The sequence below is a fragment of the Trueperaceae bacterium genome, assembly GCA_036381035.1.
Taxonomy (GTDB): Bacteria; Deinococcota; Deinococci; order Deinococcales; family Trueperaceae; genus DASRWD01.
Genome location: DASVDQ010000026.1, coordinates 62,177 through 79,404, shown reverse-complemented (window position 1 = coordinate 79,404; position 17,228 = coordinate 62,177). Strand labels below are relative to the sequence as shown.

Annotated in this window: 11 protein-coding genes and 1 tRNA gene; 10 read left to right on the top strand and 2 right to left on the bottom strand. The window is 73.5% G+C overall.

What is annotated here, in order from left to right:
* Positions 1-113 precede the first annotated feature (113 nt).
* Positions 114-1,427 carry a signal recognition particle protein gene (gene ffh / locus VF202_04810; protein ID HEX7039413.1) on the bottom strand — a complete coding sequence of 438 codons (1,314 nt, stop codon included), beginning with the start codon at positions 1,425-1,427 and terminating at the stop codon, positions 114-116.
* 87 nt (positions 1,428-1,514) lie between these two features.
* Here ffh and VF202_04805 point away from each other — a divergent pair, with 87 nt between their 5' ends.
* The 5 genes from VF202_04805 (at position 1,515) to VF202_04785 (ending at position 7,657) form a co-directional block, all read left to right on the top strand.
* The gene (locus tag VF202_04805; protein ID HEX7039412.1) at positions 1,515-2,006 is read left to right on the top strand and encodes a hypothetical protein; all 492 of its coding nucleotides are present in this window, start codon (positions 1,515-1,517) and stop codon (positions 2,004-2,006) included.
* A 66-nt stretch (positions 2,007-2,072) separates the two neighbouring features.
* Positions 2,073-3,848, top strand: a complete 1,776-nt coding sequence (locus VF202_04800; protein HEX7039411.1) for a tetratricopeptide repeat protein — start codon at positions 2,073-2,075, stop codon at positions 3,846-3,848.
* 13 nt (positions 3,849-3,861) lie between these two features.
* Positions 3,862-5,568, top strand: coding sequence for an NAD-dependent malic enzyme (locus VF202_04795; protein ID HEX7039410.1), 1,707 nt, complete (start codon positions 3,862-3,864; stop codon positions 5,566-5,568).
* Positions 5,568-6,098 carry a GerMN domain-containing protein gene (locus VF202_04790; protein ID HEX7039409.1) on the top strand — a complete coding sequence of 177 codons (531 nt, stop codon included), beginning with the start codon at positions 5,568-5,570 and terminating at the stop codon, positions 6,096-6,098. The genes VF202_04795 and VF202_04790 overlap by 1 nt, the downstream gene beginning before the upstream one ends.
* Positions 6,095-7,657: a S41 family peptidase gene (locus tag VF202_04785; protein HEX7039408.1), complete on the top strand. Its 1,563-nt coding sequence runs from the start codon at positions 6,095-6,097 to the stop codon at positions 7,655-7,657. The genes VF202_04790 and VF202_04785 overlap by 4 nt, the downstream gene beginning before the upstream one ends.
* An 80-nt stretch (positions 7,658-7,737) precedes the next feature.
* Here VF202_04785 and VF202_04780 read toward each other — a convergent pair.
* A tRNA-Arg gene (locus VF202_04780) sits at positions 7,738-7,814 on the bottom strand.
* A 163-nt stretch (positions 7,815-7,977) separates the two neighbouring features.
* On the opposite strand from VF202_04780, the gene VF202_04775 reads away from it, so the two are divergent.
* The 5 genes from VF202_04775 (at position 7,978) to VF202_04755 (ending at position 17,196) form a co-directional block, all read left to right on the top strand.
* Entirely contained in the window at positions 7,978-10,053 is a 2,076-nt protein-coding gene (locus tag VF202_04775; GenBank protein ID HEX7039407.1) for a peptidyl-prolyl cis-trans isomerase, read from the top strand.
* A 2-nt stretch (positions 10,054-10,055) separates the two neighbouring features.
* Positions 10,056-11,579 (top strand): bifunctional phosphoribosylaminoimidazolecarboxamide formyltransferase/IMP cyclohydrolase, encoded by a 1,524-nt coding sequence (gene purH, locus VF202_04770; GenBank protein ID HEX7039406.1) that lies wholly within the window; start codon positions 10,056-10,058, stop codon positions 11,577-11,579.
* Positions 11,580-11,928: 349 nt separating this feature from the next.
* Complete coding sequence (locus tag VF202_04765; protein ID HEX7039405.1) at positions 11,929-16,011, top strand: LAGLIDADG family homing endonuclease; 4,083 nt, start codon at positions 11,929-11,931, stop codon at positions 16,009-16,011.
* A 177-nt stretch (positions 16,012-16,188) separates the two neighbouring features.
* A complete protein-coding gene (locus tag VF202_04760) occupies positions 16,189-16,770 on the top strand; it encodes an NADPH-dependent FMN reductase (protein HEX7039404.1) in 582 nt (193 codons plus the stop codon).
* An 84-nt stretch (positions 16,771-16,854) separates the two neighbouring features.
* Positions 16,855-17,196 carry a DUF488 domain-containing protein gene (locus tag VF202_04755; protein ID HEX7039403.1) on the top strand — a complete coding sequence of 114 codons (342 nt, stop codon included), beginning with the start codon at positions 16,855-16,857 and terminating at the stop codon, positions 17,194-17,196.
* Positions 17,197-17,228 lie beyond the last annotated feature (32 nt).

Sequence of the window (17,228 nt, the reverse complement as noted above, 5' to 3'; positions counted from 1 at the left end):
AGAGGCTAACCCATCGAGGACGCGTTCGCGCGGTGAAGACATTCCCAACTCAGGCCCGAACTGAGCCTTACCCGTCGAAACGTCTTCCTCAGGCGTGGGTCAGCATCGAGCTCTCAGCCGAACAGCGACCTTCGTCCACCTCGACCGGCCGTTCTTCGTCCCATACGCTTCATGAGCTTGCGCATCTCCTCGTAGTTCTTCACCAGCCTGTTGATGTCCTGCACCTGCGTGCCCGAGCCCTTGGCGATGCGTCGCCGGCGGCTGGCGTCGAGGATGCGCGGGTTCGCGCGCTCCTTCTCCGTCATGCTCGAGATGATCGCCTCGATGCGGGCGATCTCCTTCTCGTCGACCTCCGCCCCTGGCGGCAGGAGCTTGCCGGCGCCGGGGATCATCCTGAGGACCTCGCCGAACGAGCCGATCTGCTTGAGCCGGCGCATCTGCACGAGCATGTCCTGCAGCGTGAAGTCGCCGAGGTCCCGCATCTCCCGTCCGTCGTCGGCCTCGAGGACCTTGGCCTTCTCGATGAGCGTGAGGACGTCGCCCATGCCGAGGATCCGGCCGGCGACGCGGTCGGGGTGGAACGGCTCGAGCCCGTCGATCCGCTCGCTCATGCCCGCGAAGTAGATGGGCTTGCCCGTCACGTGCTTGGCCGAGAGGGCCGCGCCGCCGCGGGCGTCGCCGTCGAGCTTGGTCATGATCAGGCCCGTGACGCCGACCCGCTGGTCGAACTCGCGCGCCACGGGCAGCGACTGCTGGCCCGTCATCGCGTCGACGACGAGCACCTTCTCCGTGGGACCCACCAGCGCGGCGAGCTGGGCGAGCTCGTCCATCAGCGCCTCGTCCACCTGCAGGCGGCCGGCCGTGTCGACGATCACGAGGTCGCGGTAGTCCTTGCGCAGGTGAGAGGCGAGGCGCTCGGCGACCTGCGCCGGACGCTCGCCGTCCATGACCTCGAACACGGGCACGCCGATCTGGTCGCCGAGGACCTTGAGCTGCTCGCGTGCGGCGGGGCGCTGCGTGTCGGCGGCCACCAGCAGCACGCGGCGTCCCTGCCCCTTGTAGCGGTAGGCGAGCTTGCCGGCCGTGGTCGTCTTGCCCGCGCCCTGCAGGCCCATGAGCAGCCAGACGTTGCCGTCGGCCTTCAGGACCGGCTGGACGCTCTTGCCCCCGAGCGTCTCGACGAGCTCCTCGTGGACGATGGCGATCACGCGCTGGTCGGGCTGGAGGGAGGTGAGGACCTCGGACCCCACGGCCTTCTCCTGCACGCGCCTCGTGAAGTCGCGGGCGACCTCGAGGTTGACGTCGGCCTCGAGCAGCGCCACGCGGACCTCGCGCAGGGCCGCCTTCACGTCGGCCTCCGAGAGGCGTCCGCGGCCGCGCAGGCCGCCGATCACCGACTGCAGTCTGTCGCCCAGGCTCTGGAACATGGCCCCAGGGTACGCCGCGCCCGCCCGGCGAGGGCGTCGCGGCCGCGTCGGAGGTCGGGCCGGGGCCGCGGTGCTAGCATGAGAGGCGTGGGAAAGGTCCTGTCGCCAGCCGCGGCCGCGCGCCGGGTGGCGCGCGCGGCGGCGCTCGCCTTGGCCCTGACGGGCCCGGCGGTCGTGCACGGGCAGCTCCTGGCCGACGTCCTCACGACCACGGCGATCGTCGCGACGTTCGACAGCGGCGTGCGCTTCCCGTCCGGGACTCTGCGCGCCGTCGGCGCCGGCGTCGACGACCTGGTGAGGCGCCTGCCGGGCAACGGCGACTGGACCGACTGGGAGGCCTACATCGCGCGCGGCCTGGCCGCGAACCTCAGGCCCGCCTTCGTCCACAACGTCATCACGTCGATGGCGTCCGCCGGTTACTTCGAGGACTCGCGCGAGACGCGCACCGTGGCGGGGCCTAACGGCCAGGAGACCCAGACGAAGGTGACGTTCGTCGACTTCATGGGCACCAGCTGGTACGTCCTCTACGTCGTGGAGGCGGGGGACGAGGTGGCGTGGCTCATCGGCCGCGCCCGCTGAGCCCCCGCTGACCCCTGCCGGCCCACGCTACGCGCCGCCGCCGCGGCGGAGGCGAGGATGATGTCCGTGACGGCGCTCTCCCGCCAAGCACTGCCCGCGCTCGCGCTCATGGCGTTGGCCCTCGGCGCGGCCGCGGCGCAGGGCGCGCCCGAGGTGCCGCCGGCGGACGCTCCGGCGGGGCCCGCCGCGGGCGCCACTGAGGCGTCCGGCGCCCTGCGCGCGGCGCGCGAGGCGCTGCTGGACGCCTTGGCCAGCGGCGAGATCCGGCACCCCGACCAGCCGACGTGGCGCGCCGCCTACGTGGCGGCCGAGGCGGCGGTCGCGGCGGCGCGGGAGGCCGGCGACCAGGCGCTACTGCGCGAGGCGCTGCTCGTCGCGGCCCGCGGCTACGGCCTCATGGGCTGGCACGTGCGCGCGTTCGCGAGCTACGACGAGTACTTCGCCGAGGGCGGCGAGCTGCCCGGCACGCCGCCCGCCCCCGAGGGGACGCCGCCCGACGTCGAGTTGTTCACGACCGCCGCCGACAACCTCGCCTACGCGCGCTACCAGGCGGGCGACCACGAGACGGCCACCGGCTACTACCTCACGGTCCTCGAGGTGGCGCCCGACGACGAGGAGGCCCTGCGCTGGCTCGCGCGCATCGCCTTCGAACGCGGCGACGTCGAGGGCGCCGAGGTCGCGTCCCGCCTCTGGGAGCGCCTGTTGGCCGTGGCGCCGGACGACGCCACGGCGCGCTACTACCTGGAGCGCTCGCGGCAGCGCGTGGCGTTCGGCGTGGCGGCCAGCGACTCCTTCCACGCCGGCGTGGCCGCCTACGAGGCCGGCGACCTCGAGGGGGCGCTGCAGGCGTTCCAGACCGCGCTGACGGCGAACCCGGACTTCGTCGACGCGGAGGTGTGGGCCGGGCGCGTGGCCCTCGAGCTCGGCCTGCCGCAGCTCGCCGCCGACCACTGGCGGCGGGTCGCGGAGGCCCGCCCCGAGGACGGGGGCGCCGCCTACTTCCTCTCGGTGGCCGAGACACAGGCGGCCTACGGGGTGCGCGCCGGCCGCCTCTACTTCGACGGCCTGGCCGCCTACGAGGCCGGCGACCTAGAGACGGCCACGGAGCGCTTCGTCGCCGCCGCCGAGGCGAACACGTCGTTCGTGGACGCCTGGGTGTGGGCCGCGCGCAGCCTCCAGGAAGGCGGCAGGGCGGCCGAGTCGGTGCCGTACTGGGAGCGCGTCCTCGAGCTCGAGCCCGACGACGAGCGCGCGGCCTGGTTCCTGCGCCGCGCGCGGCTCGCCGTCGAGCGCGGCGACGTGGCGGGTCCCGCGTTCTTCGACGCCCTGGCGGCCTACGAGGCCGGCGACGCCGCGGGCGCCATCGAGCTGCTGGAGCAGGCCGTCGCCGCCGAGCCCGACTTCGCGGAGGCGTGGGGCTACCTCGGCCGGATCGCCTTCCAGCAGGGGCGCTACGAGGACGCCGCCGCGGCGTACGGCCGCGCGGCTGAGCTCGCGCCCGACGTCGACGAGTACGCGTTCTTCGCCGACGAGGCCGCGCGGCTCGCGGGAGCGGAGCAGGAGGGCGATGATGGGATCGGCGCGGACGCTCCCGAGCCGGAGGCCCCCGCCGAGCCCGGTGGCGACGAGCCCGCGGGCGACGGGGCGGGCGGCGAGGAGCCCGGGCAGGACGAGGGGTCGCCGGACGAGCCCCCTGCGGACGAGCCCTCGGCGGACGAGCCGCCTGCCGACGAGCCCTCGTCCGACGAGCCCCCTGCGGAGGAGCCCCCGGCCGGCGAGGCGGAGGGAGGGCCGGGCGGCGGCCCCGTGGAGCCGCTGCCGCCGGACGGTCCGCGCGACTAGGAGGCCCGAGCGGATGAAGCAGTTCGAGAGGCGCGTGGACGAGAACGGCGAGCCCTACCTGGCGACGTCGCTGCCGGGGTTCATGCTCACGCGGCTGCCGCTCCTGAACAAGAGCACGGCGTTCACGCCCGAGGAGCGGCGGGAGTTCGGGCTCGAGGGCCTGCTGCCGCCGCACGTGGCCACGCTGGAAGAGCAGGTGGAGCGCACCTACGGGAACTTCCAACGCGCGACCACGAACATCGACAAGCACGTCTACCTGCGCAGCCTCCAGGACCGCAACGAGGTGCTGTTCTACGCCCTCCTCGAGAAGCACCTCGAGGAGATGATGCCCATCGTCTACACGCCCACGGTCGCCGAGGCCGTGCAGCGCTTCAGCCGCATCTACCGCTACCCGCGCGGGCTGACCGTCAGCACCGAGAACATCGACAGGGTGGACGAGGTGCTCGACAGCGCGGCCATCCACGACGTGAGGCTGGCCGTGGTGACCGACTCCGAGGGCATCCTCGGCATCGGCGACCAGGGCTTCGGCGGCATGGGCATCTGCATCGGCAAGCTCTCGCTGTACACGGCCGCCGCCGGCATCGACCCGTCGGTGACGCTGCCCATCGAGCTCGACGTCGGCACCAACCGCGCCGACCTCCTCGACGACCCCCTCTACCTGGGCGTGCGGCACGAGCGCCTCACCGGCCAGGCGTACGACGACTTCGTCGAGCGCTTCGTCACCGCCTTCAAGCGCCGCTTCCCCGACGCCCTGCTGCAGTGGGAGGACTTCAGCAAGCAGAAGGCGTTCACCGTGCTCGAGCGCTTCCAGGACGTGCTGCCGTCGTTCAACGACGACGTGCAGGGCACCGGCGCCGTCACGCTGGCCGGCCTCCTCGCCGCCTCGCGACGCACGAAGCGCCCGCTGACCGAGGAGGTGGTCCTCGTGCACGGCGCGGGCGCGGGCGGCGTCGGCGTCGCGCTGCAGGTGATCGAGGGGCTCGTCGAGCAGGGGCTGAGCCGCGAGGAGGCGCGGGCCCGCGTGTACGTCGTCGACTCGCGCGGGCTCGTCGTCGCCGGGCGGCCCGGCCTCGAGGCGTACAAGGAGCGCGTCGCCCAGGACCCGGCGCGCGTGGCCGGCTGGGGCGAGGCAGGACGACCGCCGAGCCTGCTCGAGACGGTGCGGCGCGCCGGGGTCACCGTGCTCCTCGGCCTCTCCGGCCAGGGGGGAGCCTTCGGCCGCGAGGTAGTGGAGGCGGTCGCCGCGAACTCCCCCATGCCCATCGTCTTCGCGATGTCGAACCCGACCGAGAACAGCGAGGCGACGCCCCAGGACGTCTACGCCTGGACCGGCGGCCGGGCGATCGTCGCGACCGGCAGCCCCTTCCCGCCCGTCGAGTGGGACGGCGCCGAGCACCCGGTGGGCCAGGCCAACAACGCGTTCGTCTTCCCCGGCCTCGGTCTCGGGGCGCTCCTGGCGCGCGCCCGGCGCATCAGCCCCGGCATGCTGATGGCCGCGGCCGCGGCGCTGGCCGAGTACACCGACCCGGCGCGCATCGCGCAGGGCGCCGTCTACCCGGCGATCTCCGCGCTGCGCCGCGCCAGCCGGCACGTCGCCATCGCGGTCTTCGAACGGGCGCTCGGCGAGGGCCTCGCGCGCGTCGAGCCGCCCGACGACGTGGCCGCGTTCGTGACGTCGCAGATGTGGGAGCCGCGCTACCTGCCCATCAGGAAGGCCTGATGCGCACGGTCGTGCTGCGCGTGGTCGCCCTGGCGCTGCTGCTGACGCTGGCGCTCGTGGGCGTGATCACGGCGCGCACGCTCTCGCGCCTGCCCGACATGCTCGTCTACTTCGCTCGCGACACGGGCAGCGGGTTCACGCTCGAGGCCGTGCCGCGCGTCGCGCGGCGCGGCGACGACGTCGAGGAGAGGGTGCGGGCCCAGGTGGCCGCGCTGACGGCCGGCCCCACGGACGCCGAGGCGGAGCGGGGCCTCGCCTCGACGGTGCCGGAGGGCACGCGCGTGCTGGGCGCGGAGCTCGCGGACGGCGTGCTCACCGTGGACCTCTCCCGCGAGTTCACGACGGGCGGCGGCACCGCGTCGATGCTGGGGCGCCTCTACCAGCTCTACTACACGCTGTCGCAGCCTGCGGACGTGGACGCCGTGAGCCTCGCCGTGGAGGGCCGTCCGCTGACGGTCCTGGGCGGCGAGGGCATCATCGTCGAGCCCGTGTGGCTCAGGGCCGAGCACCCCGAGGAGCCGGCGTGGTGAGGCGCGGCCGCGGCCGGCCGCGCCGCGCGGGCGTCGCGGGCGCGGCGCTGCTGGCGCTGGCGCTGGCCTGCGCGGCCGGCGCCCAGCCGCCCGCGGAGGGCCCGCCGCCCGTCTCCGAGGGCGTGCCGCCGGCCCCGGCCGGCGAGGAGCTGGCCGTCGCCCGCGCCCCCGAGGGACGCGAGCTGCGCCGGATGGTCTTCGAGGCGACGGTCGACCTCTTCGAGGACTACTACTGGGACGAGTCGCGCCTCGACTGGGAGGCGTGGGCGGCGCGCTACCGCCAGGACGCCCTGAACGCCGAGAGGCGCGCGCGCTTCGACAACGTGATGCGACGCATGGTGGCCGAGGTGGGCGACGACCACTCGCGCTGGCTGGGCCTCGAGGGCCTCGAGCCGGGCCTGGCGCCCATCACGGCGCCGTTCGACCCTGCCGGCGCGGCGCCGCTGCTCGGAGCCGGGGGCGCGGCGGTCGGGTCGCCGGGCGACGGCGTGACCGTGGCGGTGGCGTCGTGGGGCCTCGCGTCGCCGCGGGCAGGGCTGGGGGGTCCCGCCCCGTGGCGCGACGCCCTGGCCCAGGACGAGCCCACGCCGAGCCTGGGCCTGCTGGTCAGGTGGGTCTCCGGCGCCGGCGTGGTGGTCGAGCGCGTGCTGCCCGGCACGCCGGCCGACGAGGCGGGCGTGAGGCGCGGCGACGTGATCGTCGCTGTCCAGGGCCGCTCGCTGGAGAAGGCGGGCGCGGCCGGCGTCGGGCTGGTGCTGAGCGCGAGCGTCGGCGAGGAGCGCGTCGACCTCAGGCTGCTGCGCGCCGGCAGGGAGGAGATCGAGGTCTCGCTCGAGCCGCGGTACCTGGCGCACGCCGAGCTGCAGCGCACGCCGGCGGCCGAGCTGCTCGACGACGGCGTGGGCTACATCTACCTGCCCTCGTTCACGCTCGCCGGCACGGGCGCGAGAGCGCACGAGCTCCTCGCCGACCTGCGGGAGCGCGGCGCCCGGTCGTACGTGATCGACCTGCGGGGCAACAGGGGCGGCAGCCTCGCCGAGCTGGGCGTGCTGATGGGCGCGTTCGTCGACGGCGACTGGGCGCGCGCCGTGGCGCGGGGCCGGGTCGTGTGGACCGCCTCGTTCGCGCGCCGGTCCGGGGGAGACGCGGGCGTGGCCGTGCTCAGGGCGGAGGACGGCAGGCTCCTCCGCGCGGCCGCGGTGGAGTCCCCGGTCTTCGTCACGGAGCCGCTCGTCGTGCTAGTGGACGACGACACCAGCTCAGCTGCCGAGGTCGCCGCGGCCGTGCTGCAGGCGACCGGCAGGGCCCGTGTCGTCGGCACGCCGACGTCGGGCAACGTCGAGGTCGTGCGTACGTACCTGCTCCCCGACCGCAGCCAGGTCCTCCTGGCGGTGGCGAACCTCGAGCTCACCGACGGCCGCCCCCTGGACGCGGGGATCGTGCCCGACGCGGACGCGACCGTCGACGACCGCGAGCTGGCGAGGGGCTACGACGCCCCCCTCGCCGAGGGCGTCAGGCTCCTCGCCGGGCTTCCCTTCGTGCCCGGCAGGTGGTTCTGAGCCGGCCGAGCGGGTCCGGTGGCCCAGGGTGCGTCGCGCGCCCGCGCCGCGGCGGTGACGGTCTCGGAGGGCGTGGTAGATGGTGCGCCCGACAGGATTCGAACCTGTGACCTTTCGCTCCGGAGGCGAACGCTCTATCCGGCTGAGCTACGGGCGCGCCCTGCGCCGCCGTGCGCCCAAGCGGCGCCGCGGCAGCCCTAGCAATATAGCATCGGCTGCGGGGACGCCCGCGTAGGCGGGTCTGTTAGACTCCGGGGCGTGCGCCGAGCCGGGCCCCTCCACGGTACGCCCCGCTGGGCATCCCTGGAGGACCACATCTGATGAAGGTCAGCAAGAGGGCCAGGACGATCATCCTGTGGTGCGTCGCCGCAGGCCTGCTCCTAGGCATGGTCATCACGTTCACGCCCACGCTGGGGCTCAACCTGGCCGGCGACGAGGCGACGCGCGGGACTGTCCAGCTCACCGTCAACGGCGTCGAGATCCGCGAGGCCGAGGTGCTGCGGATGCAGCAGGGCACCCTGTTCAGCGCCGTCAGCGAGGGCCCCGTCGCGAAGCAGCTGCAGCGGCTGCTCGTCGACGAGCTCATCAGGCAGGAGGTCCTCCGTCAGGCGGCGGCGCCGATGCGCGTCTCCAACGGCGAGGTCAGGGACGCCGTCAACGAGTTCCGCGAGGCGCGCGGCCTGGCGGGCCGGCGCAACGACACCGCCTACGTGAGCCTGCTCCGCTCGGCGGGCTACACCGACCAGACGTTCCGCGAGGCCCTGCGCGACGACCTCAAGCGCCAGAAGTGGGTCGACTCGGTCGTCGCCGACGTCACCGTCAGCGACGCCGAGGTCGAGGGCTACTACCTCTCGCACCGGTCCGACTACCAGAGCGAGGAGCGCGTGCGGGCGCGGGAGATCGTCGTCGCGGACCGCGAGACGGCCGAGGAGCTGCGCGCCCAGGTGCAGGACGGAGCCTCGTTCGCCGAGCTCGCCGCCGAGCACAGCCTCGAGCTGGCCGACAGGCAGGGCGCCGTCGGGGCGCAGGAAGGGCAGACGGAGCCGCGCCCCGTGGGCCGCGCCGCCTTCCCGACCGCCGTCGCCAACGCCGTCTTCGCCCTGCGCGGCGCCGGGCTCACCGACGTCATCGAGGCGCCAGACGGCTTCTACCTGGTGCAGGTGCTCGAGTACCTGCCGGCGCAGACTCGGCCCCTCGATGAGGTGCGCGACCAGGTGGCCGAGGACGCCCTCGAGGCCAAGAAGCAGGGGGTGCTGGAGGCGGAGGTCGAGCGGCTGCGCGAGGCCGCGGTCGTCGAGTTCCCCGAGACGAGCACGCTGTCCTTCGAGAACGAGGCCGTGGCGACGGTGGGCGACACCGAGATCACCGAGGTGGAGCTGGACCGCGCCACCTACTCGAACTCGATGATCCAGCAGGCCCTCTCGCCCGACACCGCCGAGCTGATCGTCCAGATCTTCCGCCCGTCGATCAAGCAGCAGCTCATCAACACCGAGCTGGCCTACCAGGGAGCCGCGACGCTCGGTCCCGAGTTCGTCGGCACGCACGCCGGCATCGCCCAGGCCGCCCTCGACTACGTCGCCCGCGACGTCGAGGTGACCGAGGAGCAGGTCCGGCAGTACTACGAGACGAACATCGACACGTTCACGGTCAGCGCCGAGGCGACCGTCAGGGAGGTCGAGTTCGCCGACGGCGAGTCGGCGCAGGAGTTCCGCGCGGCGGTGTTAGACGGGGCCGACGCAGCGGCGACGGCCGAGGAGCTCGGCGGGACGGTGATCGACCACGGGCGCGTCCGGCCCGGCGACCTCGAGGAGGAGATCGACACCGTGCTCTTCGGCACCGAGGCGTTCGAGCCGCTGCCGAACGGCGAGTCGGAGGTGTCCGACGTCCTCGTCATCGACAGGCCCGTCGAGGAGGAGGGGGAGGCCGGCTCAGAGGCCGACGACGGGGCCGAGGACGCGGCCGCCGGTGACGACGCTGCCGCCGGTGACGACGCTGCCGCCGGTGACGACGCGGCCGCCGGCGAGGACGCTGCCGCCGAGGGCGACGCCGCCGCCGCGAACGACGCGGCCGAGGGCGACGCCGCCGCGCCGGAGGTGCCGCGGACCGTCGAGCGCTACGTGGTCCTGGTAGCCGAGCGCACGCCGGAGAGGGTCAGGCCCCTCGAGGACGTGAGGGCCCAGGTCGAGAGCGCGGTCAGGGCCGAGAACCGGCAGAAGGCCCAGGACGAGTGGCTCGCCTCGCTGCGCGACCAGATCGAGGTGCACGAGTTCGTGATCCTCGACGTCGACGAGGCCGCCGAGGAGCTGCCCTTCACGGTGCCGACCCCCGAGCCGGAGGCCGACGACGGGGACGAGGCCCCGTCCGCTGAGGAGCCGGCGGAAGGCCAGGCCGAGTAGCCGTGGCGGGACGGGCGCCGCGCGCCCTGGTGTCCGTCTCGGACAAGACCGGGGTGGTCGACCTGGCGCGGGGGCTCGTCGAACTCGGCTACGAGGTCGTGTCGACGGGCAACACCCTGCGCGCGCTCGCGGCGGCCGGCGTGCCGGCCACGGCCGTCTCCGACGTCACTGGCTTCCCCGAGATCCTCGGCGGACGGGTCAAGTCGCTGCACCCCGCCGTACACGGCGGCGTGCTGGCGCTGAGGACGCCCGAGCACCTGGCGCAGCTGGAGGAGCACGGCATCGCGCCCGTCGACGTCGTCGTGTGCAACCTCTACCCGTTCCGCGAGACCGTGGCCAGGGAGGGCGTGACCGACGCCGAGGCGATGGAGCAGGTCGACATCGGCGGACCGGCGATGATCAGGGCGGCCGCCAAGAACCACGCCTACGCGACGGTGGTCGTCGACCCCGCGGACTACCCCGCCGTGCTGGCGGACCTCAACGCGGGCATGAGGCCGGAGCGCCGCCGCGAGCTGGCGCTGAAGGCGTTCGCCCACACCGCCGCCTACGACGCCGCGATCGTGGCCTACCTGAGCCGCGGCGACGACCTGCCCGAGCGCCTCGCCCTCCCGCTGGAGCGGGCGCAGGAGCTGAGGTACGGCGAGAACCCGCACCAGCCGGGCGCGCGCTACCGCCTCGTGGGCGAGAGCAGCCTCTGGGACGGCGCCGTGCTGCACTCCGGCCCCCCGCTCTCCTACCTCAACGTCTTCGACGCCGAGGCCGCCTGGCGCCTGGCCCACGAGCTCCCGGCGACCGCCTGCGTGATCGTGAAGCACGCCAACGCCTGCGGGGCCGCCGTGGCCGGCGACCTCGCGACGGCGTACGAGCGCGCGTTCGCGGCCGACCCGAAGTCGGCGTTCGGCGGCGTCGTGGCGCTGCCCGGCGTGGTGACGGCGGCGCTGGCCGGGCGCATCGCCGAGAACCCGAAGGCCGACGTGCTGCTGGCCGCCGGCTACGAGGACGAGGCGCTGGCGCTCCTGGCGGCCAAGCGCAAGAGCACGCGCGTGATCACGCTGCCGCCGCCGGGGTCGCGCGGGCTCGACCTGCGGAGCGTCGACGGCGGCTTCCTCGTGCAGCGGCCCGACGCCTTGGAGGGCAGAGAGGGCTGGCGCGTCGTGACGCGCCGCCAGCCGACCGAGGCGGAGTGGCGCGACCTGGAGGTCGCCTACGTCGTGTGCGCCCGCACCTCCTCGAACGCGATCGTGCTCGTCAAGGACGGCGTGGCGGTGGGGGTGGGCGCCGGGCAGCAGAGCCGCGTGGACGCCGTGGAGATCGCGGCCAGGAAGGCGGCCGGGCGCGCCGCGGGCGGCGCCTGCGCCTCCGACGCGTTCTTCCCGTTCCGCGACGGCCTCGACGCGGCCGCCGCCGCGGGCGTGAGCGCCGTCGTGCAGCCGGGCGGGTCGATCCGCGACGCGGAGATCGTCGCCGCCGCCGACGAGCTGGGCCTGGCGATGGTCGTGACGGGCCACCGACACTTCAGGCACTGACCCGGTCTCGCGGCGCGGTCGGCGGGGTCGGACACGGCCCGGCGCGGCGCGATGAGACGCGCTCGAGCCGTTGGCGACGGCATCGCTCCCGACCCGTCACGGCGGCCCTCATACAAGGTTAGAATCCACACACACAGCTAGGGCTTGTAGGCGCTAGGCTGACGGGTACCACATGTTGTAGGTCGGCTCGTCGGCTGCGGCGTCCGCACCCAGCATGAGTTGACGGCAGGCGTCCCGCTTGACAGCGCTCAGGGGCGACGCACGGGGGCGCTGACGCCTGCCGAGGGCCGCCGGAAGGCGGCGAAGGCGGAGGGGAAGTGGCACCGTGAATGAGCTCTCGTCTTCCAACGTGCGACCCGCGAGGTTCGGGGACCACGCCGTCAAGGTCGCGAGGCGGCAGTACTTCCAGCCGGGCGACGAGACGGTCTACGACATGTTCGAGCGCGTGGCGCGGTGGGTGGCGCGGCCCGAGCCGGAGGAGCGGCGCGACGACGTCGCCGCCGAGTTCTACCGGCTCATGGCCGAGCAGCGCTTCTGCCCCGGCGGACGCGTCCTGGCCGGCGCGGCGACCGAGCACGGCAACGTCCTCAACTGCTTCGTTCAGGACGGCAGCCCCGAGCCTGAGGGCACGAACGCCTGGGTGCTGCGCCTCGCGACCAAGCTCGCCCTCGTCACCAAGGTCGGCGGCGGCAACGGGCTGAACCTCGACCCCATCCCGCCCAAGCGCCGCTTCGACGGCAAGGTGGGCCGCCTCTACCTGACCGTCGACAGCTCGCACCCCGACTACGAGGCCATCAGGACGGGCACGTTCCTCGACCTCGTCCGCGACCAGATGGTCACGAAGGGCTACCGCGTCGCCACCTTCGTGGAGAAGGGCGAGGCGCCGGCCGGCGCCGAGCTCGTCGAGGTGCCCGACTCGGTCGAGGGCATCTGGGAGTCCGCCGGCCGGGCCGCCATGGGTCTCCTCGCCGGGCGCGACGTCCTCGTCGACCTCTCGCTGCTGCGCCCCGTCGGCACACCGGTGCGCGGCTCCGGCGGCGCCTCCTCCGGCCCCTCCAGCTTCGCCGTCGAGATCTTCGACAACTTCGCCATCTGGGCGGGCCTCGGCGGCGCCGACCACGCCGGGCCCGTCGCCACGCTGCGCTACGTCTTCGCTCCCACGCTGCGGGCGATCAGGCAGGGGGGCTGCCTCCACCCCGAGACGCTCGTCCACACCAGCAAGGGGACGCTGAGGCTCGAGGAGATCGTCGACGCCCAGCAGCTCGGCTGGCAGGACCACCACCTGCAGGTCGCGACCGACCAGGGTTGGAAGGCGAGCCCGCGGGGTTTCAACAACGGCGTCGCCCGGACGCTGAGGGTCACGCTGGAGAACGGACAGACCTTGCGGGGCACCCCGAACCACAAGGTGAAGGTCCTGCGGCGCGACGCCTCCCGCGAGTGGGTCGAGTTCCAGCACCTCCAGAAGGGCGACTTCGTCATCCAGGTGCTCGACCAGCACACGGGCGCGCCCGTCGTGCTCAGGCCCGTGGACGCGCCCCACCACAACGCCAAGCCGATCAGGATGCCCGAGGTCTTGGACGAGCGCCTGGCCTTCTTCCTCGGCTTCCTCTGGGGCGACGGCTACGTCAGCTCCGGACGTGTCGGGCTCGCCGTCGCGCACGGCTCGCCGATGATCGAGGTCGCGCCCCGGCTCTTCGCCGAGCTCTTCGGGCTCGGCGTCGCGACCGAGCAGAAGGAGGGCGACGCCAGCCTCGTCTACGTCACGAAGTCGGCGCAGCTCGTCGCCTGGCTGAAGGCCAACGGCCTCGCCAAGGGGAAGGCGAAGGAGCTCGCCGTGCCCAAGGCCGTGAGGATGTCCCCGCGGCCCGTCGTGGGGGCGTTCCTCCGCGGCCTCTTCGAGGCGGACGGCAGCCTGGCGCACGGCATGCCGGTCCTCAGCACCGCGTCGGCCCGCCTGGCGGACGACGTCGCGACCCTGCTCGCGGGCCTCGGCATCCCCACCAGGACCAGGACGGTGGGCGCGCGCCCCGACAGGTACTCCACACACGCGAGCCACCACGTGCGCGTCGTCAGCCACAAGGGGCTGGAGCGCTACTGCGAGCGCGTCGGCTTCCTGGCGGGCTCCCGGCTCGAGGCGGCCAAGGAGCACGTCCCCGACGAGGCGCCTGAGCAGTCCTGGGTGTTCCCGCACGCCGCCGCGCTGATGAGCACGGTCCTCGACGCGATGCCGGCCGGGGCCGAGGGTCGCCCCTCCCCGTACGCGGCCACCCGGAAGTCCCTGCTGCGCTACGCCCGCGACGAGAGGCACCCGACCGCCACCGGCTACGAGAGGCAGAGTGCGAGCCCGCAGCTGCAGGACGTCCTGCCGGAGCTCGGCTACGACGAGCACTACGTGCGCGTGGTCGGCGTCGAGGAGGCCGGCAGGTCGCTGACCCTCGACCTGTCGGTGGACGAGAACAAGACCTACCTCGCCGGCGGCTTCGTCACGCACAACACGCGGCGCGGCGCGGGCATGGCGACGATCTCGATCACCCACCCCGACGTGCACGACTTCATCACGGCCAAGGACCTCGAGCGCGAGCGGGACGAGGGCGACATCTCGACCTTCAACATCTCCGTGCTCGTCACCGACGACTTCATGCGCCGCGAGTCGCAGAGCCGCGGCGGGGTGCTGTGGGAGATCGCCCAGCACGCCTGGGCGACGGGCGAGCCTGGCCTCATCTACATCGACCGCATCAACGAGCACAACGCTATGCGCACTGCGCTTGGTGACATCAAGAGCACCAATCCTTGCGGCGAGATCCCGTTGTACCCCGGCGAACCGTGCGACCTCGGAGCGGTGAACCTGGCCGCCTACGTCGTGCGCAGCGGGGTCGGGCTCGAGGGCTTCGACATGGAGGCCTTCCGCCGCGACGTCGCCACCTGCGTGCGCTTCCTCGACGACGTCCTCGACGTGAACCGCTTCGCGCTGCCCGACAACCGCGAGATGAGCATGAAGCTCAGGCGCCTGGGACTGGGCGTCATGGGCCTCGCCGACGCGCTCATCAAGATGGGCTACCCGTACAACACCGACGAGGGCAGGTCCGCCGTCGAGACGATCATCTCGGCGCTGCGCGACGCCGCGACCGAGGCCTCGGAGAGGCTGGCCGAGGAGCGGGGCGCGTTCCCGCTCGTCGGACAGGCGGACCTCCCGCAGCCCAGGCGCAACGTCGCGATCCTCACCGTCGCCCCTACGGGCACGACCAGCATGCTCATGGGCGTGTCGTCGGGCGTGGAGCCGGTGTTCGCGCCGTTCATCTACAGGAAGATCGGTGCCAGCTACCACGCCCTGATCCACCCGCTGTTCAGGGAGCTCCTCGAGGCGCACCAGCCGCCGCGGGGCTACGCCAAGGACGGCCAGTGGGACTGGGACGCGGTCGTGAAGGCCGTGCAGGACAACCACGGCTCGGTGCAGGGCCTCGACTTCATCCCCGAGGCCGTGCGCCGCGTGCTGATCTGCGCCCACGACATCACGCCCGCCGACCACGTCCGCATGCAGGCCACGGTGCAGCGCGCGTTCGACGGCGGCAAGAAGGTCGCGAACTCGATCTCGAAGACGATCAACCTGCCGAACTCCGCCACGGTGGACGACGTCTTCGACGCCTACCGCCTCGCCTTCGAGACGGGCTGCAAGGGCATCACCGTCTACCGCGACGGCTCGCGCGAGTTCCAGGTGCTCTCCACCAGCGCCGAGAAGAAGGAGCCGGCGCCGCAGCCGGCCGGCCAGCCCGAGGCGCCGCGTCCGGACGCGGCGGCCGCCGACGGGGCGGCGCAGGCGGGCGGCGCGGCGCAGAGCCCCGCTCCTCCGGCCGGCGCTGCCGTGGCGAACGGCCAGCCCGCCGCGTCGACAGGGGCGCGGACGGAGACCGCCGTCAGCGTCGCCCCACCGCCGGAGGGCCCGAGCGCGCCGGCGCGGCGCGGCGGCTACGACAGGCTGCCCGGCGAGCCCCTCTTCGAGCGGCCCGTGCGCCTTTCCGGCTTCACCGACCAGGTCAAGCTGATCGAGCCGAGCGGCGAGAAGCGCGGCTTCTACGTGACCGTGAACAAGCAGGACGGGCTCCCCACCGAGGTGTTCATCCTCTCCGGCAAGGGGGGCGACGAGGCCAACGCCGACAGCGAGGCGCTCGGGCGCGTGGTCTCCATCGCCCTGCAGTACGGCGTGCCGGCGGAGGCCATCGTGAAGACCCTGCGCGGGATCAACGGCGGCATGTACGGCACCTACCACGGGCGGATGGTCGCCTCGAAGGCCGACATCATCGCCGTGGCGCTCGAGACCGCCGGCGTCGAGAACGTGCTGAACAGGGGCAAGGCCTGCCCGGACTGCGGCGCCCCGCTGCGCTTCGAGGAGGGCTGCCAGAAGTGCGAGAGCTGCGGCTACAGCAAGTGCGGGTGATACCGGGCTAGAGGCGCCGCGGGACGCTCGAGGTCGCTCAGGTCCGCACCGGGGGCCCGCGCGCGCGGGCCCCCGCCTTCACGGCGTTCATGGCCGGCGCGCCTATGGTCGGTCCATGGGCGCGCCGCCTGGTCGCGGCGCCCGCGCCGTCCGCCGGCGGCGCCGAAGGAGGGTCCCATGACCGTCACGGTCGCCGTGCTCGTCGGCAGCCTCAGGGACAGGTCCTACAACCACAGGCTCGCGCTCGCGCTGCAGCGCCTGGGCCCGCCCGAGTGGGAGTACGTGAGCGTCCGCATCGACGAGGTCCCTTTCTTCGACCAGGACCTGCAGGAGCGGCCGCCCGAGAGCGTGGTGCGGCTGAAGGAGGCCATCGCGTCCGCCGACGCCCTGATGTTCGTCTCGCCCGAGTACAACCGGTCGATCCCCGGCGCGCTCAAGAACGCCATCGACTGGGCCTCGCGGCCCAGGGAGGGCAACCCCTTCGCGGGCAAACCGGCGCTGATCGCCGGGGTCTCCACCGGGAGCATCGGCACGGCCGTGGCGCAGTCCCACCTGCGCGACGTCCTCGCCTACCTCGACGTGCCGGTCATGGGCCAGCCAGAGGTCTACGTGACCTTCAAGCCCTCCGACCTCATCGACATGGACGGGAACGTCACGGTGGAGAGCACCGAGGTGTTCCTGAGGGGCGTCATGGACTCGTTCGCCAGGTGGGTCGGCCTGGTCAGGGAGGGCCGGGCCGCGGTGGCGGCGCCCCGGTAGGTCCGACGGCGCCCCGGCCTAGGCGGGCGCGGCTTCGGCCCAAGTAGCGGTCCGGCGTTCCCGGCGCGGAGCTACGATCGCGACATGGTCAGGCTCAAGAGGGCTTACGACGAGAGGTCGGAGGACGACGGCACGCGCGTGCTGGTCGACCGCATCTGGCCGCGCGGCGTCACGAAGGAGCGCGCCGCCATCGACTGGTGGGCCAAGGGCCTCGCGCCGAGCGAGGAGCTCAGGAAGTGGTTCGGGCACGACCCCAAGCGCTTCGACGAGTTCGCCGAGCGCTACGCCGCCGAGCTCGAGGGCAACGCCGACCTCGAGAGGCTGAGGCGGCTCGCCGCCGAGGGCCGGGTGACGCTGGTCTTCGGGGCGAAGGACAGGGAGCACAACCAGGCCGTCGTGCTCAAGCGGCTGCTCGAGGGCTCGTAGGGGACGGCCCGGGCGGCCCGCCGCGCCAGGGC